This is a genomic window from Kitasatospora sp. NPDC034533 (genome assembly GCF_055575155.1).
Window position 1 is genome coordinate 72,177 of record NZ_JBVITE010000014.1, and the last position, 20,824, is coordinate 93,000.

The 20,824-nt window shown below is 72.7% G+C and carries 15 protein-coding genes; 7 read left to right on the top strand and 8 right to left on the bottom strand.

What is annotated here, in order from left to right; all coding sequences use genetic code 11:
- Positions 1 to 15 precede the first annotated feature (15 nt).
- The gene (locus ACZ55U_RS13185; protein ID WP_465525617.1) at positions 16 to 687 is read right to left on the bottom strand and encodes a hypothetical protein; all 672 of its coding nucleotides are present in this window, start codon (positions 685 to 687) and stop codon (positions 16 to 18) included.
- A complete protein-coding gene (locus ACZ55U_RS13190) occupies positions 684 to 1,244 on the bottom strand; it encodes an RNA polymerase sigma factor (RefSeq protein ID WP_465525619.1) in 561 nt (186 codons plus the stop codon). The genes ACZ55U_RS13185 and ACZ55U_RS13190 overlap by 4 nt, the downstream gene beginning before the upstream one ends.
- Before the next feature lie 436 nt (positions 1,245 to 1,680).
- On the opposite strand from ACZ55U_RS13190, the gene ACZ55U_RS13195 reads away from it, so the two are divergent.
- Positions 1,681 to 2,496, top strand: coding sequence for an SAM-dependent methyltransferase (locus ACZ55U_RS13195; RefSeq protein WP_465525621.1), 816 nt, complete (start codon positions 1,681 to 1,683; stop codon positions 2,494 to 2,496).
- A 112-nt stretch (positions 2,497 to 2,608) separates the two neighbouring features.
- Here the strand turns inward: ACZ55U_RS13195 and ACZ55U_RS13200 are convergent, their stop codons facing one another.
- Both ACZ55U_RS13200 and ACZ55U_RS13205 read right to left on the bottom strand, forming a co-directional pair.
- Complete coding sequence (locus ACZ55U_RS13200) at positions 2,609 to 6,646, bottom strand: DUF7617 domain-containing protein (protein ID WP_465525623.1); 4,038 nt, start codon at positions 6,644 to 6,646, stop codon at positions 2,609 to 2,611.
- A 320-nt stretch (positions 6,647 to 6,966) separates the two neighbouring features.
- Complete coding sequence (locus ACZ55U_RS13205) at positions 6,967 to 8,625, bottom strand: amidohydrolase (RefSeq protein WP_465525625.1); 1,659 nt, start codon at positions 8,623 to 8,625, stop codon at positions 6,967 to 6,969.
- 238 nt (positions 8,626 to 8,863) lie between these two features.
- Here ACZ55U_RS13205 and ACZ55U_RS13210 point away from each other — a divergent pair, with 238 nt between their 5' ends.
- The 3 genes from ACZ55U_RS13210 (at position 8,864) to ACZ55U_RS13220 (ending at position 13,574) form a co-directional block, all read left to right on the top strand.
- Positions 8,864 to 9,847: a helix-turn-helix transcriptional regulator gene (locus ACZ55U_RS13210; RefSeq protein WP_465525627.1), complete on the top strand. Its 984-nt coding sequence runs from the start codon at positions 8,864 to 8,866 to the stop codon at positions 9,845 to 9,847.
- 218 nt (positions 9,848 to 10,065) lie between these two features.
- Positions 10,066 to 11,592 carry an FMN-binding glutamate synthase family protein gene (locus ACZ55U_RS13215; protein ID WP_465525629.1) on the top strand — a complete coding sequence of 509 codons (1,527 nt, stop codon included), beginning with the start codon at positions 10,066 to 10,068 and terminating at the stop codon, positions 11,590 to 11,592.
- A 404-nt stretch (positions 11,593 to 11,996) separates the two neighbouring features.
- A complete protein-coding gene (locus tag ACZ55U_RS13220; protein ID WP_465525631.1) occupies positions 11,997 to 13,574 on the top strand; it encodes a carbohydrate binding domain-containing protein in 1,578 nt (525 codons plus the stop codon).
- 82 nt (positions 13,575 to 13,656) lie between these two features.
- Here ACZ55U_RS13220 and ACZ55U_RS13225 read toward each other — a convergent pair whose 3' ends face one another.
- The 3 genes from ACZ55U_RS13225 to ACZ55U_RS13235 all read right to left on the bottom strand — a co-directional run bounded on the left by ACZ55U_RS13225 (position 13,657) and on the right by ACZ55U_RS13235 (position 16,795).
- Complete coding sequence (locus tag ACZ55U_RS13225) at positions 13,657 to 14,466, bottom strand: hypothetical protein (protein WP_465525633.1); 810 nt, start codon at positions 14,464 to 14,466, stop codon at positions 13,657 to 13,659.
- A complete protein-coding gene (locus ACZ55U_RS13230; protein WP_465525635.1) occupies positions 14,453 to 14,977 on the bottom strand; it encodes a SigE family RNA polymerase sigma factor in 525 nt (174 codons plus the stop codon). Before ACZ55U_RS13230 ends, ACZ55U_RS13225 begins: the two co-directional genes overlap by 14 nt.
- 138 nt (positions 14,978 to 15,115) lie before the next feature.
- Positions 15,116 to 16,795, bottom strand: coding sequence for an NAD-dependent epimerase/dehydratase family protein (locus ACZ55U_RS13235; protein ID WP_465525637.1), 1,680 nt, complete (start codon positions 16,793 to 16,795; stop codon positions 15,116 to 15,118).
- A 270-nt stretch (positions 16,796 to 17,065) separates the two neighbouring features.
- On the opposite strand from ACZ55U_RS13235, the gene ACZ55U_RS13240 reads away from it, so the two are divergent.
- From ACZ55U_RS13240 to ACZ55U_RS13250, 3 genes are read left to right on the top strand one after another with little or no spacing between them, the layout of a single operon-like run.
- Positions 17,066 to 18,124 (top strand): NAD-dependent epimerase/dehydratase family protein, encoded by a 1,059-nt coding sequence (locus ACZ55U_RS13240; RefSeq protein ID WP_465525639.1) that lies wholly within the window; start codon positions 17,066 to 17,068, stop codon positions 18,122 to 18,124.
- Positions 18,125 to 18,183: 59 nt separating this feature from the next.
- Entirely contained in the window at positions 18,184 to 18,678 is a 495-nt protein-coding gene (locus ACZ55U_RS13245) for an NUDIX domain-containing protein (RefSeq protein ID WP_465525641.1), read from the top strand.
- Positions 18,675 to 19,658: a GHMP family kinase ATP-binding protein gene (locus ACZ55U_RS13250; RefSeq protein ID WP_465525643.1), complete on the top strand. Its 984-nt coding sequence runs from the start codon at positions 18,675 to 18,677 to the stop codon at positions 19,656 to 19,658. The genes ACZ55U_RS13245 and ACZ55U_RS13250 overlap by 4 nt, the downstream gene beginning before the upstream one ends.
- A 3-nt stretch (positions 19,659 to 19,661) precedes the next feature.
- On the opposite strand, the gene ACZ55U_RS13255 is transcribed toward ACZ55U_RS13250, so the two are convergent.
- Positions 19,662 to 20,762 carry a radical SAM protein gene (locus ACZ55U_RS13255; protein ID WP_465525645.1) on the bottom strand — a complete coding sequence of 367 codons (1,101 nt, stop codon included), beginning with the start codon at positions 20,760 to 20,762 and terminating at the stop codon, positions 19,662 to 19,664.
- Positions 20,763 to 20,824: the final 62 nt, after the last annotated feature.

A 20,824-nucleotide genomic window follows, 5' to 3' on the forward strand; every position in this document is an offset into this window, starting at 1 on the left:
TCCGGCGAACGGCCGCTACCGTTCGTCGGTCAGGTCGCGCACCAGGGTGCTGCTCACCTGGGGCAGTTCGCCGTACTCGGGGTCGTCGCCGTCGACGGGGAGCTGATGGATCACGGCCGCGAGGCGCGGCGGCAGCTTCACGTCGAGGCCGTAGTGGGACCGGGCGAGGATGTCGGTGAGCACCTGGGTCGGCAGGAGCGCGTGCGGGGGGTCGAGGACCCGCTGCGGCGGGCGGGGCTTCGTGGCCAGCGCGTCGGCCTGTTGGCGCCAGACCTCGGCGTCCAGGAACTCGCCGAGGCTGCGGTGCAGCAGGCTCAGGAACGACGCGGCGGTGTAGGAGCCGCCGCCGGCCGCGAACTGCCACCAGAACTGGGCTCCGTCGCGGTGGCCCACGACGTACAGCAGCGCGCCGAGGACGAGGGCGCCCTCCGGACGGATGTGCCTGTCGTTGACGAGCAGGCTCAGGGAGGGCGCGGCGGAGGGCAGCGAGAGGACCAGGGACGCGGCGAGGTCGAGCTCGTGGGCCGCCTGCTCGTGCTCGGAGGGCATCGGGCTCGGGGCGGTCAGCAGCCGCTCCCAGGCCACCCCCGTGCCCCCCGGCCGCGGCCGCGGGGAATGGGCGGAATGGGTGGGCACGTGGACACCGGCCGGGCTCGGGCGCAGGGCCCGGCCGTGTTCGGTGGTCATCGGCCCTCCCCGCGCCGGCCGCCGAGCGCCGTGGCCAGCCGGTCGAGGGCCTGGCTCGCGGTGGACCGGACATTGGCCTCGGTCGTCCCCAGGTAGTCGGCGATCTGCTCGTCCGGCAGGTCGAGCAGGTACCGCAGCACGATCACGTCGTGGCGTCGCTCGGGCAACTGCCGCAGCGCGACGTACAGTTGCTCGTGGCTGCCGTCGGTCTCCAGCAGGTGCTGCGCCCGCTCGGCGGCGATCCGCACCGTGTGGACCCACCCGGGGACGTCCGCGTGGGTGGGCAGCGGCTCGCCGTTCATCATCAACTCCGCCAGGGCGGCGCCGATCTCCTCCTTCAGGATCGCCCAGGCGTGGAACGGCGGGATCTGTTCGCGCAGGATGCGAGGCCACGACTGCCACACGCGGGCCTTCGCGTTCTCCGTCGCCTCGTGTGCGGCCGCACCGTCGCGAAGGCGGGCGCGGGCGAACCCGATCCAGGCCTTCTCGTGCGTGTCGCAGAACGCGTCGAACGTCAGGCGGTCCCGGTCTCCGACCACCCAGTCGCTCTCGTTCACGTCCCATTCCTCCCCTGCGGCACCCCGGTCGGTCGCCGCCCGGTGCGGGCCGCCGCCGTGGTGGAACCCCACGGCCGTACGGCGGTCACTGCGGGAAATCACTTCCCCGGTAGGAACATTAAGGCGGATTGGGTGCCGAGATGTTAATCCGTAACAAGAGGTTTAAAGATCGGACACTGGGCTCGGTGGATGATGAAAGTACTTTGATCGAACATGATCGAAACGGGTCACTGTATGTCCTTTTCAGCAGCGCTGTGTTGAACGGTCGTGTGGTGGTTGGTGAAGGTCCTTGATTGGTTGCTCGGGCGTATGGGCATAGTGGGGAAGGCCGCGCCAGGCCGCGCCAGTGTTCGCCACCGTTCGTGGCGGTGGTGCGGGACGCGGAGTCAGCCCCTGCACCGTGCGGGGGAAGTCGATGAGCTGCCAGGGGGAGTGCATGACGGACGGTGCCGACCGGATCGACGACGTGGAGGTCAACCTCGACATCCACCTGGCGCACTCGGCGCGGATGTACGACTACTACCTCGGCGGCACGACGAACTTCCCCGCCGACCGCGAGGCGGCCGGCCGGGCCCTGGCGGTCTTCCCCTACGCCCGCTCCGCGGCCCGCGCGAACCGCGCCTTCATGCACCGGACGACGCACCTGCTCGCCAAGGCGGGCATCCGGCAGTTCCTCGACATCGGCACCGGGATCCCCACCTCGCCGAACCTGCACGAAGTCGCGCAGTCGGTCGCGCCGGACGCCAAGGTCGTCTACGCCGACAACGACCCGATCGTGCTGCTCCACGCCCAGGCGCTCATGCACGGCACCGAACAGGGCGTCACCGCCTACGTCCAGGCCGACGTGCGCGAGCCCGGCGAACTGCTGGAATCGGCCCGCGCCACCCTGGACTTCACCCAGCCGATCGCGCTCAGCATGAACGCCCTGCTGCACTTCGTGCCCTTCGAGGCCCGGGACATCACCGAGGGGCTCAAGGCCCAACTCCCCAGCGGCTCCGCCCTGGTGATCAGTCACTTCACCCAGGACTTCGCCCCCGAGGAGACCGGCCGGCTCATCCAGGTCTACACCGCCGCCGGAACCCCCGTCGTCGCCTGCTCCCGCGACGAGTTCGCACGGTTCTTCACCGGCTGGGACCTCATGGAACCGGGCGTCGTCGCCACCCCCCGCTGGCACCCCGCACCGGCCGACGAAGCCGAACACATCACCGACGCGGGGGCTTCCTGCTACGGAGCGGTGGCCATCCGGCCCTGAGCCGGCCCATGGTCCGGGATTCGGAGTCCAGGTGTGCCCGCACGCAGGTGGCCCGGGAAGGTGTTCTTCCCGGGCCACCGCGCGTCGGCCCGTCAGGGCCTGTTCGGCCGGATCAGAGCCACTGGCTCACCCCTCCCGTTTCGCTCAGGTAGGGCCGCAGCCATTCGAGGCCGGTGGTCGGTGGGCGGGTGGTGATGTAGGGGAGTGTCGACCAGGCGGTGGCCAGCAGGTCCCGGGCGTCGTGCTTGGGGTGCTGGTGTCCGCCCTCGCCGTGGCCGGGCTTGTGGTGGTGGCACTTCTCCTCGCACGGCGGTTCGCACCGGGCGAGTGCGGAGGAGGGCGGGGTGGTGACCGGCGGCGTACCGGGCGGGGAGTTCGGCGGGACGTAGGAAGCGGTGACGGTGTTGACGGTGTCCTGGCTGATCAGGCTGGAGCAGTAGAACGTCTTCGTCTCGCCCGCCGCCAGGTCGAACGACCCGGCCGCCACCTCGCAGCCCCGCTCCTGGGCGTCGGTCAGGGTGATGCCGGTCAGGTCCACGGTGCCGGTGTTGGTCACCGTGATCTGCCAGAAGGCCTGGCACTTGTCCGGGGCGCACAGTTCCTCGGGGGCGTTGCCCTTGTGCAGGGTCGCCTCCTTGCCCCACGGCCCGGCTCCGCCCTCGACGCAGTCGGCGGAGTTGTCCGACTGGCAGACCTTCTTGTCGACGGTCAGCGACGAGGTGGGGGGTGGGGTGACGTCGACGGCGGCTTCGGAGGGTGGGGTGGTGATGGGGGTGCCGTCGGGGCCGAGGAAGGTGGCGGTGACGGTGTTGACGGTGTGCTGGGTGACGTTGGGCAGGTCGCAGAACACTTGGTGCGAGGCGCCGACGGGGAGGTTGAAGGTGCCGGCGGCGGTGACGCAGGAGGGGGAGATGTTGTCGGTGAGGGTGATGCCGGTGACGGGGATGGTGCCGGTGTTCGTCACCGTGATGCGCCAGTAGGCGGTGGTGCCGGAGGTGATGGTGGTGGTCTTGGCCCAGGGGCCGGGGCCGCCCTCGACGCAGTCAGCCGCGTTGGCCGAGGTGCAGACCTCCTTGTTGATGCTGAGTGAGGGTACGGCGGGTGGGGTGACGTCGACGGCGGCTTCGGAGGGTGGGGTGGTGATGGGGGTGCCGTCGGGGCCGAGGAAGGTGGCGGTGACGGTGTTGACGGTGTGCTGGGTGACGTTGGGCAGGTCGCAGTAGATCTGGTGGGTGGCGCCGACGGCGAGGTCGAAGGTGCCGGCGGCGGTGACGCAGGAGGGGGAGATGTTGTCCGCCAGGGTGATGCCGGTGATCGGGACGGTGCCGGTGTTCGTCACCGTGATCCGCCAGTAGGCCGTGTTCCCGGACGGGATCGTGGTGCTACGGGCCCACGGCCCGCTGCCCCCGTCCGCGCAGTCGGCGGCGTTCGTGGAGGTGCAGACCTCCTTCAGGATCGCCAGCGACTGCACGTCGACGGTGGCTTCGGAGGGCGGGGTGGTGATCGGTGTGCCGCCCGGGCCGGGGAAGGTGGCGGTGACGGTGTTGACGGTGTGCTGGGTGATGTCCGCCAGGTCGCAGAAGACCTGGTGCGAGGCGCCGGCCGCGAGGTCGAACGTCCCGGCGGCGGTCACGCACGAGGGCGACACGCTGTCCGTCAAGGTGATGCCGCTGACCGGGACCGGGCCGGTGTTCGTCACCGTGATCCGCCAGTAGGCGGTGGCGCCGGGCGTGACCGTCGTCGAGGCGGCCCACGGGCCCGGGCCGCCGTCCACGCAGTCAGCGGCGTTGGCCGAGGTGCAGACCTCCTTGAGGACGGTCAGCGCCGGCGCGCACGAGGCGCCCGGGGTCACCTGGAGGGTGACGGTGTTGGAGGTGACCGGCGCCTGGCCGTTGGTGACGGCGGAGGCCTGGTTGGAGACGGCGGTGACGGCGCAGTCGGTCGCCACCGTGGTCTCGTAGCAGATCTGCGGCGCGTCGCCGACGAAGGTCACCTGCATCTTCGGCTGGTTGCCGGGGGTGAAGGACGAGCCGTTGATCAGGGTGAGGTTGGCGATCACCTGGATCGGCGCGTCACTGGCCGGGACGGACGAGATGTCCGCCGTCCCGGTGGCGGGGTCGAACGGGAAGGTGCCGATGGTGGTGCCGTCGGCGGCCAGCACGGTCACCGAGGACTGGGTGAAGTCGACGGTCGTCGGGTCGATGTCGACGAGGCTGACCGTCCCGTAGGACCTCACGTGCCCGGTCGCTCCGTCGCAGTAGTACGCCGAGGGGTTGAGGGTGCTCTGGGCCTTGGTCTTCAGGCAGGGCGAGGCGCCGGTGATCGGGTCGAGCGAGAACAGGTAGCCGGTGTCGCCGAGGCTGTACTTGCACTGGCCGTCGTAGGCGAAGCCGTACGGGCGGGTGTCGCCGCCGTTGACGTTGAGCGGGCCGTTGACGACGCCGTTGGTGCCGTACTGGGCGCAGGGGGCCTGGGTGTTCCAGTCGTAGCAGTACTCGGTGCTGTTGGAGGTCGGGGTGACGCCCTGGTAGATCCAGAGCGGGAACTCGGTCTCCAGGTGCCCGTTGGGGGCGGTGATGGTCAGCGGTACCTGGAAGTTGGCCTCGCCGGTGGCGACGTTGGTGCTGAGCAGGGGCTGGAGACCGGGGGGTGCGGCGATCGGGTTGCCCGTCAGGTCGAAGCAGACGACGGTGCCGACCGGCGGTGTGACCTCCTGGTAGACGCCGCCGACCGCCGTGCAGACGCCGGTGACGGTGCCCGCCGGGTCGTACATCTCGAAGACGTTGTCGGCCCGGGCGGGGGCGGTTCCGAGCGGGGTGACCACGGTCTTGGGGACGGTCCAGCCGGTGCAGGCGGCGTTGGTCGACGGGTCGAAGCAGGACATCACCGTGGGCGCCGGGGCGAGGGTGTTGTCGGTGACGTAGATCTTGCCGTCGATAACCCGCATGATGCCGGCGTAGTCGCCGCTGAAGACGGACTGCCCCTCGTTGGGCGGCAGGCCGATCTCGAAGGTCCCGCAGGCGGCGTTGGTGGCGGGGTCGTAGCAGAGGATCTCACCGGTGCCGGAGACCGCGTAGATCAGCTGGTTCGGCGCCTGGACGACGCCGCCGATCACCAGCCCGGTGCCGCTCTGGAGGGGGGTGAAGCCGCAGCTGGCCTGGGCCTGGAGGTCGATGCAGCCGACGCCGATGAGCGCGAGGGTGACCCGGCTGATCGCGGCGTAGTACAGCTTGGAGCCGATCTGCACGTAGGTGGGGGTGCGGGTGCTGCCGAGGTCGCCGGTGGTCTCCCCGGCCGCCGAGGAGTTCAGCGCCTGGGGCCAGGTGGCCGGGGCGCCGCTCGGGGTCGGGCAGGGCCCGTTGGTGAGCAGGTCGGTGCAGACCACGCTGGCGGTGTTGGAGAACCCGTGGTGGTAGATGTTCCAGATCTCGGGCGTGGCGACGCCGTTGATGGTGGCGGTGTAGAGGATGGGGGTGAAGCCGTCGCCGCCGGTGGCCGTGTTGATCGGGGTGAACGGCGGCGGGATCTGGACCACCTGGCCGGTCGCCGGGGAGGACAGCGTCGGGTTGGTCGCCTGGACGACGTTGGTGGCGGCGCCCGGGTCGGTGCCGGAGAAGGTCGCGCCGCCGTCGGTGGACCACTGCTTGGTGAATCCGGGGGGCGCCTGGAGCGAGCCGGGCACGTAGGACTGGGTCTGCGGGGTGCTGCCCGGTCCGCCCTGGATCGGGTCGGTGATCGTGGTGCTGACGGGCGCGCCCTCCGGGTTGGTCACGGAGACCACCCAGCGGACGGTGTCGCCGTGGGCGGTCTCGGTGGTGCTGCCGGTGGCGAGGTCGGTGCCGGTCTTGGCCAGGGTCACCGGCTGCTGGCGCACGCCGTGCCGGCCGGAGCCGCTGTCGGCCGGGTTGCCCGAGGCGGGACTGCCGGTGGCCGGGTTGCCCGTGGCCTGGTTGCCCAAGCCGGGGCTGCCGACGGCGGGTGTGCGCGTGGTGGGGGCGGTGGCGCGCGCCGCCGCGGGCGCGGCGAAGGAGCCGGCGGCCGTGGCGACCGCGAGGAGGAGGGGGAGCGCCGCCCGGGTGAGGCGGTCGCGGAGCGCGAGGGGTCGGTGGTGTCTTCGCTCGCACCCGCCGGCGGGTGGACGACTCCTCATGACGATTCCCTTCGATCGAGCGGTCCGGTGACACACGGTGTGCCGGAGGGTGATGATGCGTTGGCTACCGTGAACCGGGCGCGCTCGGTCGAGGAATCGCTACCCACGGTGACCACGTGGGTAGTATGCAGTCTGAAAATCCGACAAATATGGGTCAATGGCTCCAAACGTGGACGCATTCACCCTGGGGTGTGCGGCGCATCGACCTGACGGGTGTTCACCGCCCCCGTGCGGCGCCCTCGCCGCCCCCGCCCCCGCCCCCGCCCCCGCCCCCGCCCCCGCAACGGCCGGGTGCGGGGGCGGGGAGGGCCGGGGCGTCCTCAGGCGCCGGCGGTGTGGACCCGCGAGCCGCGCAGGTAGGTGGCCAGCACGTCGGTCTCGTGGATCCGGCGGGCGTCGACCTCGAACAGGTTCTGCGACAGCACGAGGAAGTCCGCGGACTTCCCCACCTCGATGCTGCCGACCCGCTCGCCGAGGCCCATCGCCTCGGCCGGGCGCCGGGTGAAGCTCACCAGGGCCTCGTGGAGGGTGAGCCGCTGCGCGGGGTTGACGGTCTCCTCGCTGCCGCCCGGGGCCTGCCGGGTGACCATCGTCTCGATCCCGGTCCAGGTGTGCGGAGTCGCGGCCCCGGCGGGCCAGTCGGAGCCGGCCGAGACGTTGGCCCCGGCGGCCAGCAGGTCCGCCAGCGGCCAGGCCCGCTCGATGACCTCGGCCGGCACGCAGGCCGCCAGGGCGTCCTGGATGATGCTCGGGTACCACAGGTAGGGCGACGCGTCGGCGACCACGCCCAGCTCGCCGAACCTGCGGACGTCGGACGGGGTGACGTACTCGGTGTGCGCGAGGTGGAAGACCGGCCCCGAACCGTGCCGTTCGCGGATGACCGCGATCGCGTCCAGGGCCATCCGCGTCGAGGCGTCCCCGGCCGCGTGGATCTTCACCCCGCGCCCGGCGGAGACCGCCGTCTCCAGCTCCTCGACCAGCTCGTCCAGGTCGTACAGGCACTCCCCGGAGTCCGGCCCGTGGTCGGAGCACCCGTGCGGCAGGTACGGGTCCAGCATCGCGGCGGTGCGGGTCATCGGGACGCCGTCGAGGAACACCTTGACGAACCCCACGTGGACCAGTTCGGAGCCGAACTGCTCGGACACCGCCAGCAGTTCCTTCCCGCTGAGGCCGGCCTCCGCGAGCAGGGGGCGCGCCACCGTGGACGTGACGACCCGCAGGGTGAGCTCGCCCTCGGCCTCCATCGCCGAGAGCGTGCGCAGCGCCGACTCCAGGGTCGCGGCGTCGCAGGCGGTGGTGATCCCGTAGCGGTTGCAGACCTCCGCGGCCGTCGCGAAGCTGACGCGGTGGCGGGCGTCCGGGTCCTCGACGCTCGCGGCGAAGGCCTCCTCCGCGACCCGGGACGCCTGCTCCCACAGGACGCCGGTGAGGCGGCCCCGCCCGTCGCGCACGTACGTGCCGCCCTCGGGGTCGGGCGAGTCCCGGGTGACGCCCATCGCCCGGAGGGCGGCGCTGTTGACCCACCTGTTGTGCTGGGTGTCGTCCCTGAGAAGCACGGGGCGCCCGGCGGAGGCCCGGTCGAGCGCGGCGAGCAGGTCGACGTCCGCGAGGACGTCCATCGTCGTCGAGCCGATGACGCCGCCGACGACCCACTCCCGGGGGCCCAGCCGCGCCGCGTGCGCCGCGACCGTCTCGCAGATCTCCTCGGGGCCGAAGTGCGGCGCGATCGGGAGGTCCCAGGCCACCAGCGCCCCGCCCATGGAGAGGTGGGTGTGGACGTCGCAGATGCCCGGCATGACCATCCGGCCACCGGCGTCGACGACGATGGTGCCCGGGCCGGCCAGCCGCGAGACCTCCGCGGAACTCCCGACGGCGGTGAACTCGCCGTCGGTGACGGCGAACGCCTCGGCGGTGGTGCCCGCCGGATCCGCGGTGAACACGGCGGCGTCGACAACGATCAGATCGGGTGTCTTCGTCATGGCTTCCTTCGCTCGGTTCGACGGAGATCGGGGTCCTGGGCGGAAAGCTACGAGCCCGGGAGCCGCCGCACCTCGGCCGAACGGCCGATGTCGTGCCGCGGACGCGCCTCCGGCGGCATGCCGCCGGAGGCGTCAGGGCCCGTACCCGGGTGCCGGCGCCGCTCGACGGCGGTGGTCTCGGGGGTTGACGCCGCACCGTGGTGATCGTCATGATTTCGTGCGATATGGGAGGTTGCCGATGGCCGTGGACATGCGCTGGTGGGCCCGGCTCGCCGAGGAGGTCCGCGCGGCCGGCCGCGGTGACGTGCCGGTCGAACTCCCGCTGCGCGCGGTGCGCGACAGGCTCGCCTTCGACTGCGCCGCACTGGTCGCCTCCAGACCCCCGTCCTCCGGCGGCACCCCGCACACCGCCGTCGTCAACCTCGGCTACCCGGCGGAAACCCTCACCTACATCACCACCCGGTACGGCCGGACCTGCCCCGTCCACCGGTTCGCCACCCGCCTCGGCACCCCGGTGCGGTTCGTGGACGTGCCGTTCGACTACCGGCGGACCCGGACCTACCGGGACGCGCTCCTGCCCAACGGCTTCCGCGAAGGCCTGACCCTGCCGCTGGCGCCACCCGCCCCCGGTGCGCCGCCGCCGGGGTTCGTCGTGATGAGCTCCCGGCACGCCGCGCCGCTCGACGACGAGTCATGCCTCGCGCTGACGATGCTCTCGCACGACCTCGCCGGGCTGCTCGACCCCGGGGCCGAGGCCGGCGGCGGCGCCGCCGAGGCGGTCCTGCGGATCACGCCGGAGCTGGTCGAGGTCAGGGCCGGAGACCTCGGCCGAGTGCCGCTCACCCGCGCCGAGCTGCGCCTCGCCGCGCGGGCCGCCGCGGCCGGCGCCTGCGACCGGACCGGCTTCCACCACCGGGCCGCCGACGGCACCTGGTGGCACGTCCGGGCGGTGCGCCGGCCGGACGCGGTCGTGGTCCGGATCGGCCGGGCTCCCGCGCTCGGCCGCCTCACCGGCCGGGAGCTCGACGTCGTCGGGCTGGTCGCCCGGGGGTGGTCCAACGAGCGGATCTCCCGGGGGCTGGGCATCGCGGTCCGGACCGTCCGGAGCCACGTCGAGTCCTCGCTGGTCAAGCTGGACTGCCCCAACCGCACCTCGCTGGCCCGCGCCGCGTTCGAACGCGAGCTGGACACCCTGGGCGCCCTGCGGGCCGCGAACGGCTGACGGCTGACGCCGGATCCGGACGCCCGCCGTCGATCCGGAGGCGGAGCCTCCTGCTCCCGCCCTGGGCGCGGGCCGGGCCGCCGGGCCTCATACGATCGTCCCGCATTCTCCGACGGACGGTGCCGGCCGCTCGGCCGGGCGCCCGCCCACCACCACCCCGCACGACCCTCGGCTCCACCGCACCGCGTGGTGGAGTCGTGCATCGAGGAGGAACGATCATGCAAGCCCGGAAGATCGGCGCGGCCGCCGCGACCGCGGTGGCCGCGCTGGCCGCCCGCGACCTCATTCAGAAGAGGCACGCCCTGCTCCGGAACTTCCCGGTGGTCGGGCACGCCCGGTACCTGCTGGAGAGGATCGGGCCGGAGCTGCGGCAGTACATCGTGACCTCCAACGAGGAGGAGCGCCCGTTCAGCCGTGACCAGCGCACCTGGATCTACGCGTCGGCGAAGGAGGAGAACAACTACTTCGGGTTCGGGACGGAGGTCGACGTCGAGCACGTCCAGGGGCACGCCTACCTGAAGCAGCGCACCTTCGCCGGCGCGCTGCCCGACGCCCACGACCCGCAGGCGCCGCTGCCCTCGGCCAAGGTGCTGGGCGGCCCGCGCGGGCGCGCCAAGGCGTTCCGGCCGGCGAGCGTGGTGAACATCTCGGCGATGAGCTTCGGCTCGCTCTCGGGCGCGGCCATCACGGCGCTCAACCAGGGGGCGGCGCTCGCGGGCGCGATGCACAACACGGGCGAGGGCGGCCTCTCGCCGCACCACCGCAACGGCGGCGACCTCGTGCTCCAGCTCGGCACGGCGTACTTCGGCTGCCGCAACGAGGACGGCAGCTTCAACCTGGACAAGCTCAAGGACGTCGTCGCCGGCGCTCCGGTCAAGGCGATAGAGATCAAGCTCTCCCAGGGCGCCAAGCCCGGGCTGGGCGGGATGCTGCCGGGCGCGAAGGTGACCCCGGAGATCGCCGGGATCCGCGGCATCCCGGTCGGCCGGGACTGCGCCTCGCCGTCGCGGCACACCGCGTTCGGCGACGTCGACTCGATGCTCGACTTCGTCGAGTTGCTCGCCACCGAGACCGGTCTGCCGGTCGGGGTCAAGAGCGCCGTGGGGGAGATGGGCTTCTGGCAGGAGCTGGCCACGCTGATGGCGCGCGGCGACCGCGGGGTCGACTTCGTGACCATCGACGGCGGCGAGGGCGGCACCGGGGCGGCGCCCCGGATGTTCGCGGACTCGGTGTCACTGCCGTTCCGGATGGGCTTCTCCCGGGTCTACGGCACCTTCGCCGAGCTGGGACTGACCGACGAGCTGACGTTCATCGGCTCCGGAAAGCTCGGCCTGCCGGAGAACGCCGCGGTCGCCTTCGCCCTGGGGGTGGACATGATCAACGTGGCCCGCGAGGCGATGCTGTCGATCGGCTGCATCCAGGCGCAGAAGTGCCACACCGACAAGTGCCCCACAGGCATCGCCACCCAGAACCCGTGGCTGGCCCGCGGCGTCGACCCGGCCTCGAAGTCCACCCGGGCCGCCGTCTACCTGCGCACCCTGCGCAAGGAGCTGATGAAGGTCTCGTCGGCGGTCGGGGTGGCCCACCCGGCGCTCATCACGGCCGACGACGTCGAGGTCATGAACGGCGACTACGAGGCCCGCACGCTGGCCGGGGTCTACGGCTACAAGGAGGGCTGGGGCGAGCTGGGCCCGCGGCTCGCCGAGGAGATCACGGAGCTGATGACCGCGAAGCCCGCGCTCTGACGTTCCCCCCGCCGGCCTCGGCCGGCAACCGGCGGCCGGCGCCGGGTCGACCTCGACCCGGGCCGGCCGTCCGCGTCGTGCGCGCCTCTCGACAGGATTGGTCCAGACCTAAGTGGTCCAGACCTATTGACGGACCCTGCCGCCCCTCCTACGATCCGGACCGGCACAGCCCCACATGTCCCCACCTCACCCAGAGCCAGGCGTCGCGCCCCCACGCGTCGTCAAGTCCCAGACGCCCGGCGGGAAGAGAGCACTGCATGTTCCGTCGTAGGTCGCGTACTCCACGCCAGTCGGGCCAGGCCCGCCCCGGTCCCCAGCGGGCGGTCGTCGAGCGCGCAACGCAGGTCCACCGGACCGGACAGGGCGGGCGCGGCACGAGCGTCCTGAGCCGCACCCTCGCCGGGGTGAGCGCGGCCGCCGTCATCGGGGCCGGAATCGCCGTGGCGGGAACCGTCACGGCCGGGGCCGCCACCCCCAACCTGGTGAACAACCCCGGGTTCGAGAACGGACTCTCCGGCTGGAACTGCTCCGGCGGCACCGGCGCGGTCGTCAGCACCCCGGTCCACTCCGGCAGTTCCGCGCTCCGGGCGACGCCGACCGGCCAGGACACCGCCCAGTGCACCCAGACCATCAGCGTGCAGCCCAACTCCCAGTACACGCTGAGCGCCTACGTCCAGGGCAGCTACGTCTACCTGGGCGCCACCGGCACCGGCGCGAGCAGCGACCCGTCCACCTGGACGGCGGGCAGCGCGTCCTACAGCCAGCTCAGCGTCGGCTTCACCACCGGCGCGAACACCACCTCGGTGACCATCTTCCTGCACGGCTGGTACGGCCAGCCCGCGTTCTACGCGGACGACGTGTCGCTCGCCGGCCCCGGTGGCAGCAGCCCGAGCCCCACGGTGTCCACCCCGCCGCCGACCTCGCCGCCGCCCACCACCCCGCCGCCCACGACGCCCCCGCCGACCACTCCGCCTCCGACCACGCCGCCGCCCACCAGCCCGCCGCCCACCACGCCGGCGCCGGGTGACACCTGCCCGACCAAGCCCAAGCCGACCGGCAAGGTCCTCCAGGGCTACTGGGAGAACTGGGACGGCGCCTCCAACGGCGTCCACCCCGGCATGGGCTGGGTCCCGATCACGGACAGCCGGATGGCCGCGCACGGCTACAACGTCATCAACGCCGCCTTCCCGGTGATCCTCTCGGACGGCACCGTGCTGTGGCAGGACGGCATGGACACCAACGTCAAGGTCTCCACCCCGGCCGAGATGTGCCAGGCCAAGGCGGCCGGCGCGACGATCCTGATGTCGATCGGCGGCGCCGCGGCCGGCATCGACCTCAGCTCCAGCACCGTCGCCGACAGGTTCGTCGCCACCGTCGTCCCGATCCTCAAGAAGTACAACTTCGACGGGATCGACATCGACATCGAGACCGGCCTGTCCGGCAGCGGCAACATCAACACGCTGTCCGCCTCCCAGGCCAACCTGATCCGCATCATCGACGGCGTGCTCGCCCAGATGCCGCCCGGCTTCGGCCTGACGATGGCCCCCGAGACCGCGTACGTCACCGGCGGCAGCGTCAACTACGGCTCGATCTGGGGCGCGTACCTGCCGATCGTCAAGAAGTACGCCGACAACGGCCAGCTGTGGTGGCTGAACATGCAGTACTACAACGGGAGCATGTACGGCTGCTCCGGTGACTCCTACCAGGCCGGCACCGTGCAGGGCTTCACCGCGCAGACCACCTGCCTGAACAACGGTCTGACCATCCAGGGCACCACCGTCAAGGTCCCCTACGACAAGCAGGTGCCCGGTCTGCCGGCCCAGCCCGGTGCGGGCGGCGGCTACATGGACCCGAGCCTGGTCAGCCAGTCGTGGAGCGCCTTCAGCGGCTCGCTGAAGGGCCTGATGACCTGGTCGATCAACTGGGACGGCTCCCGGGGCTGGACCTTCGGCGACAACGTCAAGCGCCTCCAAGGGCGTTGATCCCGCGTTGACCCCTGGCTGACCCATCGCTGACGCCACCGCGCCCCGGGCTCCGGCTCGGGGCGCGGTGGTGGCGCGCCGGTCAGCCCGGCCCCCGGTCCGAGGGCGGGACCACCCGCGGGAGCGGGCTCGCCGGAGTCGGCCGGACGGAGTCGAAGACCTTCCCCACCTGACGGAGCGTCAGCTCGGACGGCTGCCGCAGGCAGCCCGTCATCTCGACCACCATCTTGTGGTCCGCGCCGATGGCCCGGACTCCGACCAGTTCCCGGGTGGCGCCGAGGAGCACACAGTCCTCCTCAAGGCCGGAGTCGGCGAGTCCGGGCGCGGTCGCGGCGATCTTCTCGGCCAGCGCCTGGTCGTCCACCAGCCGGAAGACGAGGATCGCGTCGCCGGCGAGCAGCGGCCCGGAGGGCGTGCAGTGGGCTGACCCGGTCGTGCAGGGCGACGCCATCGGCCGGGTGGCGAGGTAGCCGAACCGCTTCTGCGGGTCGGTGGCCGGCGCGGCGCGGCTGTACCAGCCCGCCGGGACGTCGACGGCCATGTCCGCGAACATCGGGAAGGTGACCGGCGTCACCGCCTCGGCGGACGCCGCCGCCGACGGCGACACCGGGGCCGACGCGGCCGGCCCCAGGACCGCCCCCCGCCCCGGTGCGGGGGCGAGCGCGGGCGCTGCGGCCAGTACGGCGGCGGTGAGACCGGCCGTCAGCCCGGCCGCCAGTGCGACGGCCCGCCGCCGGCTCCTGGCCCGGGCGACCCGGGCGAGCACCCGGTCCATCCGGTCGTCCGGGCTGTTCAGCACCGGAACGGCCCGGTGCAGCAGGATCCGCAGCTCCTCCTCGTCGCTCCCGTCGTCCACCGGTCCCTGGGGGCCGATCAGGTCAGTTCCACGCACGGCGTCCCCCGTCCAGCAGGAGTTCCCGGGCCGGCAGCCGGCCGCGCAGCGCCGCGAGCGCCCGGTGCGTCTGGCTCTTGACGGTGCCCGTGCTGCAACGCAGCACCTCGGCCGTCTCCTCGACGCTGAGGTCCTCGAAGAAGCGCAGCACCACCACCGCCCGCTGCCGCGGCGCCAGCGACCGCACGGCCTCGGCGACCACCTGGCCGAGCACCACCTCGTCGTACGGGTCGACGCCCGGCGGCGGCTCCGGCAGCTCCCCGTGCGGCAGCTCCCCGGTCCAGCGGCGGCGCCACCAGGAGACGTGGCAGTTCACCAGTACCTTCCGCAGGTACGCCTCGGGCCGGTCGGGGGCGATCCGCCCCCACTTGGGCCACACCTTGGCGAGCGCGGTCTGGAGAAGGTCCTCGGCCTGGTGCGGGTCGCCGGTCAGCAGCCAGGCGACCCGCAGCAGCTTCGGCCCGCAGGCGGCAACGAACTCCTCGAAGTCCGGCGGTGTCGCGTTCGTCATCCTGCCGTTGCCCCCACCATGGTGCCCGTGTCGATCCCGTCCGGTGCGGCGGCCGGTCGGGCCGCGGTCTCGTCGTTTGTCTCACGGCACCTTGACGCGGTGGGGGGCGGTTCGGGTTGCCCGCCGGCTCCGAGGAGGTCAGAGCGTGGTGAGCAGCGTCCCCTCGTAGGCCAGCCACTGGGCGAAGGCGTGCAGCCCCTTCGGCTGTTCGGTCGCCGGCGCCCAGCCGGGCGGGCGGGGGCCGGCCGCGAGTTCGGGCCGGGGGGCGGGGAGCGCGGGCGCCGAGGGGTCGGTGAGGACCGGCACCGGGCGGACGGCCGCGTGCACGGCCTGCGCCAGGGCGCCGATCGTGGTGGGCTTCTCGTCGGCGACGGTCAGGGCGTGGGCGGCGGGCCGGGAGCGGAGCACCGCCGCCACGGCGTCGGCCAGGTCGTCCACGTACACCGGGAGGACCTCGGCGTCCGGGTCCCCCGGGACGACCACCGGTTGGCTGCGCAGGGCGTCCCAGACCATGCGGCCGACGGGGGTGTCCCGGGAGCAGCCGGGCCCGTACAGCTCGCCGACGGTCAGGGTGTAGGGCCGGGGGTCGTCGAGGGGGCGGACGGTCAGGGTGGCGCCCGAGGCCGGTGCGCGCAGGCCGGTCAGGTCGAGGACGGCGTCGGGCGCCCCGTCGTCGGCCAGGTCGGTGAGCCGCCGCACGAGGTGCTCGCCCAGCGGCGTCGCCCCGCCGAGCACGGTGAGGCCGGCGCGCCGCCGGGTGCGGCCGGAGGACGGCCGGCCGGCGGCCTCGCGCCCGGCGGCCAGCGCGCGGCGCGCCACGTCCGCCAGGACCTCGCGGCGTTCGGCGATCCGCTCCTCGGTGCTGGTGTTGCTGATGCCGCCCGGTCCGATCGTCGCCATCGCCTCCGCGTACACCTCGGGCCGCTCCGGCGGCGCGGCGCCGTTGGTGCCCAGGCCCCGGCGGGCGGCCTCGTGGCCCATGGCGAGGGCGGTCAGCCAGGTCCCCCGGACGTCCGGGGCGTCGGCCTCCGGCCCGGGCGGGGTGAGCAGCGACCCGGGCAGGCCGAGGCCGCGCAGGTACTGCTCGCCGTCCATGTGCAGCCACCGTTCGGGGCCCGGCCCGGGGACGCGCACCGCGCAGCGGGCGACGCCGTACTTGAAGAAGGGCAGCACCGTCAGGCCGGTCAGCCGGTCGCCCTCGCGGCCGGGCCGGTCGTCGGGCAGGAAGCAGACGGAGCGGCGGGGCCCCCGGAAGGCGTTGCCCGAGATGGAGCCGCGGTCCTCGTGCTCGGCGAGGTTGGGGACGGAGACGTAGCGGGGGACGCCGTTCTCGGTCAGGTAACGGTGCATCAGAATGTCGTCGGGCCAGGCATCGAGGCGTTGCCGGCCGTAGCGGACGAAGCCCTCGGCGACCGCCCGGGGCAGCACGATGGCGACGCACGGGAAGTACTCGTTGACCGTGCCGACCCAGCGGGCGCCGGCCATGGCGCCGAACCGGATCGCGGCGCCGTTGCGGGAATCCCACAGCGCGAACAGGGCCAGTGCCGCGTCGGGCATCGCGTCAATGGCGAGACGGACCCGTTCGAAGAACGATTCGGACAACAACATGTCGTCCTGTACGACCAGTTGGTGGGTGGCGCCGTCCTCGACGGCGTCCCAGGCGGCGAGCGCGGTGCGCAGGACCGAAGGGGTGCCGGTCGGGTCCGGATCCATCACCACGCGCAGTGCTCCCGGCGGCGCTGCCTGGGCCATCCGCTCGGCGGCCCGCAGACGCTTGGGGTGGGTCATGACCACTCCGCTGAGCTGATGGCTCGTCACGTGATTTTCCTCTCACCGGTGGGGCGTGGGGGACTTGACGGCATTCGTGGAACACCGGGCCATTACGGGTGCCACTGATTCCGGACAGTACGGATCGCGCCGAGGGCTGGCAAGAGTGCCGAATTAGCACTGGCGGAGCGGTTGGTGGGCCACGGATGCTGGGCTGGCACGCCGCCTTCAGTGTGAAGCCTGGGGCCGTCCGTGAGTGCGCATCCCGAATTCACCGTCTTTACGGAAGGGACACACATGTCCACCGGATCGTCTGCGCCGTTGAACGAAGCCGAATCCGACGGCGTGGAGAGCGTCGAATCCCGATTGGAGAAACTCCGCGACGCCCGCGTCGTCGTGACGGGAGGCGGGGGCCTGGTCGGCAGCCGGCTCACCTCCCTGCTGTGCCGGGCCGGTGCCGAGGTGGCCGTCCTGGACCGGATGGATGCCTATCCCGAGTCCGGCCACTCGATCTTCGGGGTGGAGAGGAGCGAGGCCAGGCTGGTCGTCGGCGACATCTGCGACCGGGAGGTGGTCGCCGGGCTGCTCCGGGAGGCCGACTTCGTGGTCCACGCGGCCGCCTACGCGGACGTGGCCGCCTGCACCCGGAACCCCGACATCGCCTTCCGGGCCAATATCCAGGGCACCCAGATCGTGCTGGAGGAGGCGCTGCGGTCGGACGTCCGCCGGCTGGTGCTGGTCTCCTCGGCGTCCGTGTACGGCGACGGCCCCGCCGACGAGCCCGGACCGCACGTGTTCCACGAGGACCAGGCGCTGTTCCCGCTGTCGGTGTACGCGAACGGCAAGCTGTGGGCGGAGCACCAGGCCCGGCTGATGCTCGGGGCCTCGTCCGGTTGTGAGTACGCGATCGTCCGGTACTTCTCCGTGTACGGGGAGCCGCAGATCCCGAAGCCGGGCAGCCACTCCTGGATGGTCCCGTGGCTGTCCCTCCAGGCCAAGCTGGGCCGCCCGATGCGGTTGAACGGGGGCGGCGTGCAGGTGCGCGACATGGTCCACGTCGAGGACGTGGCGGCGGCGACGGCGCTGGCCCTCGTCGAGGAGGGGATGGCGGGCCAGACGGTGAACGTCGGCACCGGGCGTCCGACGTCCATCCGGGAGGTCGCGGACCTGCTGATGCCCTACTTCCCGGACGCGCGCCGGATCGTCACCCCGCGCCCCGAGGGCGACCCCCTCGGCGGGTACGCGTCCACGGAGCGCTGCCGGGAACTGCTGCGCTGGCAGGCCCGGATCACCGTGCCGGAGGGCGTCGAACGGTACGTGCGGTGGCTGGAGGCGACGCCCGAGGCGGTCCCGCGCTGGCTGGCGGAGGAGAGCGCGTGACAGGCTGTGGCCCGGTGGACGTCCGCCGCGGGGCGGGCGCCGGAGGAGGTGGTGCGGGCATGGGATACGTCGGCTCCTACGTGTGGTCGTTGCGTCAGAATGTCGGCAGTCAACGGCTGTTGGTGCCCGGGGCCCAGGTCCTGCTGATCGACGCGGACGGCCGGGGGCTGTTCCAGCAGCGGGTCGACAACGGTGTGTGGGAGCTGCCGGCCGGCGCCTGCGAGGAGGACGGGGGCTTCGCCGACGCGGCCGTCCGGGAGGTCGCGGAGGAGACCGGGCTGCGGGTCGACAAGGAGGACCTGGTGGCCTTCGGGTCGCTGTCCGATCCGGCCGTGCACACGCTGACCTACCCGAACGGGGACGTCAACCACTGCTTCGCGCTCTGCTTCGTGGCCCGGCGCTGGTCCGGGGAGCTCGCCCCGGGGGCGGACGAGGTGCGCCGGGCGGAGTTCCGCCCGCTGGGCGACCCTCCGGCGCCGCTGCACCCGCCCACGCGGGTGGTGCTGTCGATGTACCAGGCGTTCGTTGCCGACGGAAGGTTCCAGGCGAGGTGAGCGACGTGCGAGTGATCCGGGCGGCGGTGTCCTGCCGGGCGTGCCTGTCGGGGGAGGACCTGGACTGGCTGGGCGGCGGCCGTTCGGTCAGTCTGGCCCTCGACCTGCCGACCACGGTCGAGATCGTGCCCGGCGCACCGGCGGAGCCGGCGGAGGACGGCTGGCCGGTCCAGGTGTGGGCGTTCCTGCGCGAGCGGCTGCCGGGGCTGGCCGCCGCCCCGCCGGCCGTCCGGGTCCGCAGCGAGGCGCCCGCCGCGAGCGGGCTGTCCTCGTCCACCGCGCTGATCGTGGCACTGTTCCGGGCGTTCGCCGAGGCCGGGTCACCGGACGGCGAGCGGGTGCCGGACGCCGTGATCGTCCAGTGGGCGTACGAGTTCGAGTTCGAGCGCTTCAACGGCGGCGGCATGGACCACCTCGCCGTGGCCGAGGGCGGGGCGCTGCTGCTCGACGGCCGGGAGCGGGGCCTGCCGGTCGTCCTGGAGCGGCTGGAGTTCCCGGAGGACTGGCGGGTGGTGGTGGTCGACTCGGGCACCCGGAAGAACACCGGCGACCACATCCGTACGGTCCGGGCGCAGCTCGCGGGCGGCGATCCCGCCCTGGCGGCGTACCGGGCGGAGGCCGACCGGGCGTCGGCCGAGGCGTGGGCGGCGCTGCGCGGGCGCGACCACGAGGCGCTGGGCGCGGCGATGGCCCGGGCGCACGCGGCGATGCGCGACCACCAGGGCATGTCGACCCCGCTCCTGGAGGAGCTGCGGTCGCTGGCGCTGGACGTCGTCGGCCTGCCGCTGAAGCTCAGCGGGGCCGGTGGTGGCGGCTCGTTGGTCGGGGTGTGTCCCGAGGCGGACGCGCCGGCGGTGGCGGAGCGCCTGGCCGACGCGCTGCGCGGCCCGTTCCCCGGAGCACGGGTGATCCCCACCCGGGCGGCCCCGGGGAACCGGGGCGCCCGGGCGGGGACCAGGGTCGGCGTCAGCGCGGGCTGACGGTCACAGGAACGGGTCGTAGTCCTCCGCCAGGGGGACTGCGCCCGTTCCCTGGGCTATCCGCTCCAGTTCCAGGTTGGACCGGTGCCGGGCGCAGTGGAAGCGGCAGTCGCGGCTCGGGTCGATGATGCCGCGGTCGGAGTCCCGCCAGATGTCGGCCAGGTTGTCGGTGACGGCGTCGCCGATCCTCGCCATCGGGCTGCCCCGGTGGTAGGCGCACACGTACACGCCGGACGGGGTGATCAGGGTCCTCAACTCCGCCACCCGGCACCGGTGGTAGTCCTTGGGCTGGACGGGCCCGGTGTGCCGGCGCAGGGAGGTGAGCGTGGAGGAGTTGACGAGCTGGAAGGTGTCGCTCTGCAACCGGTCCGCGGCCTCGGCGAGTTGGCGGTCGACCGAGTCGAGGATGTCCTGCGACACCTGGATGACGTGGTGGTCGTCGTCGAACATCGCCTTGGTCTCGAAGTAGTCGCAGCCGATGTCGTGGGCGAGTTCGGCGGCGCGCAGGACCTCCGTGTGGTTGCTGACGAGCCGGCCGTCCGGCTCCTGACGGGTCATCACGAGGAAGGAGTAGCCGAGCGATCCGGTCTTCGCCTCGGCGAGCAGCCGCATGTTCGCGACCACCTTGTCGAAGACGCTGCGGCCCTTGCGGTCGGGACGGAAGACGCCGTACGTCTCGGCGGTGCCGGCGTCCATGGAGACGCGGACCCAGCTGGCGTAGCGGGCGAGTTCGTCGAGGTTCTTGTCGATCATGGTGCCGTTGGTGACGACCCCGACGGCCACCCCGGCCTCGCCGAGGATGCGCAGCACCCGGCGGGTGCCCCGGTGGGCGAGCGGTTCGCCGCCGCCGATGAGGACCACGCCCCGGACGGACATGGAGACGAGCTCCTCGGCGAGCGCGGCCAGCCGCTCGGGGGTGAACCGGCCCTGGTTGAGCAGCTTCCCGCTGATGCACTCGGGGCAGGCGAGGTCGCAGAAGGTCGTCGGGTCGAGGTCGACGATCAGGGGGGCCTCGGACGGGTCGCCGGAGGCGGCTTGCAGGATGCGGGGCCAGCCGGAGGGCTGGTACAGCTTGGAGACGAGATCGAGACGATCATGCGTCACGGAGTCCTCCTGGGACGTGAAAGGGGTGCCGCCGACCGGGCCGGGGCCTTCCGTGCTCGCGG

What these genes read in the sequence shown, in the direction of transcription:
- ACZ55U_RS13185 (WP_465525617.1), bottom strand. Translation starts at nt 687, where the DNA reads ATGACCACCGAACACGGCCGGGCCCTGCGCCCGAGCCCGGCCGGTGTC.
- ACZ55U_RS13195 (WP_465525621.1), top strand. Translation starts at nt 1,681, where the DNA reads ATGACGGACGGTGCCGACCGGATCGACGACGTGGAGGTCAACCTCGAC.
- ACZ55U_RS13200 (WP_465525623.1), bottom strand. Translation starts at nt 6,646, where the DNA reads ATGAGGAGTCGTCCACCCGCCGGCGGGTGCGAGCGAAGACACCACCGA.
- ACZ55U_RS13205 (WP_465525625.1), bottom strand. Translation starts at nt 8,625, where the DNA reads ATGACGAAGACACCCGATCTGATCGTTGTCGACGCCGCCGTGTTCACC.
- ACZ55U_RS13210 (WP_465525627.1), top strand. Translation starts at nt 8,864, where the DNA reads ATGGCCGTGGACATGCGCTGGTGGGCCCGGCTCGCCGAGGAGGTCCGC.
- ACZ55U_RS13215 (WP_465525629.1), top strand. Translation starts at nt 10,066, where the DNA reads ATGCAAGCCCGGAAGATCGGCGCGGCCGCCGCGACCGCGGTGGCCGCG.
- ACZ55U_RS13230 (WP_465525635.1), bottom strand. Translation starts at nt 14,977, where the DNA reads ATGACGAACGCGACACCGCCGGACTTCGAGGAGTTCGTTGCCGCCTGC.
- ACZ55U_RS13245 (WP_465525641.1), top strand. Translation starts at nt 18,184, where the DNA reads ATGGGATACGTCGGCTCCTACGTGTGGTCGTTGCGTCAGAATGTCGGC.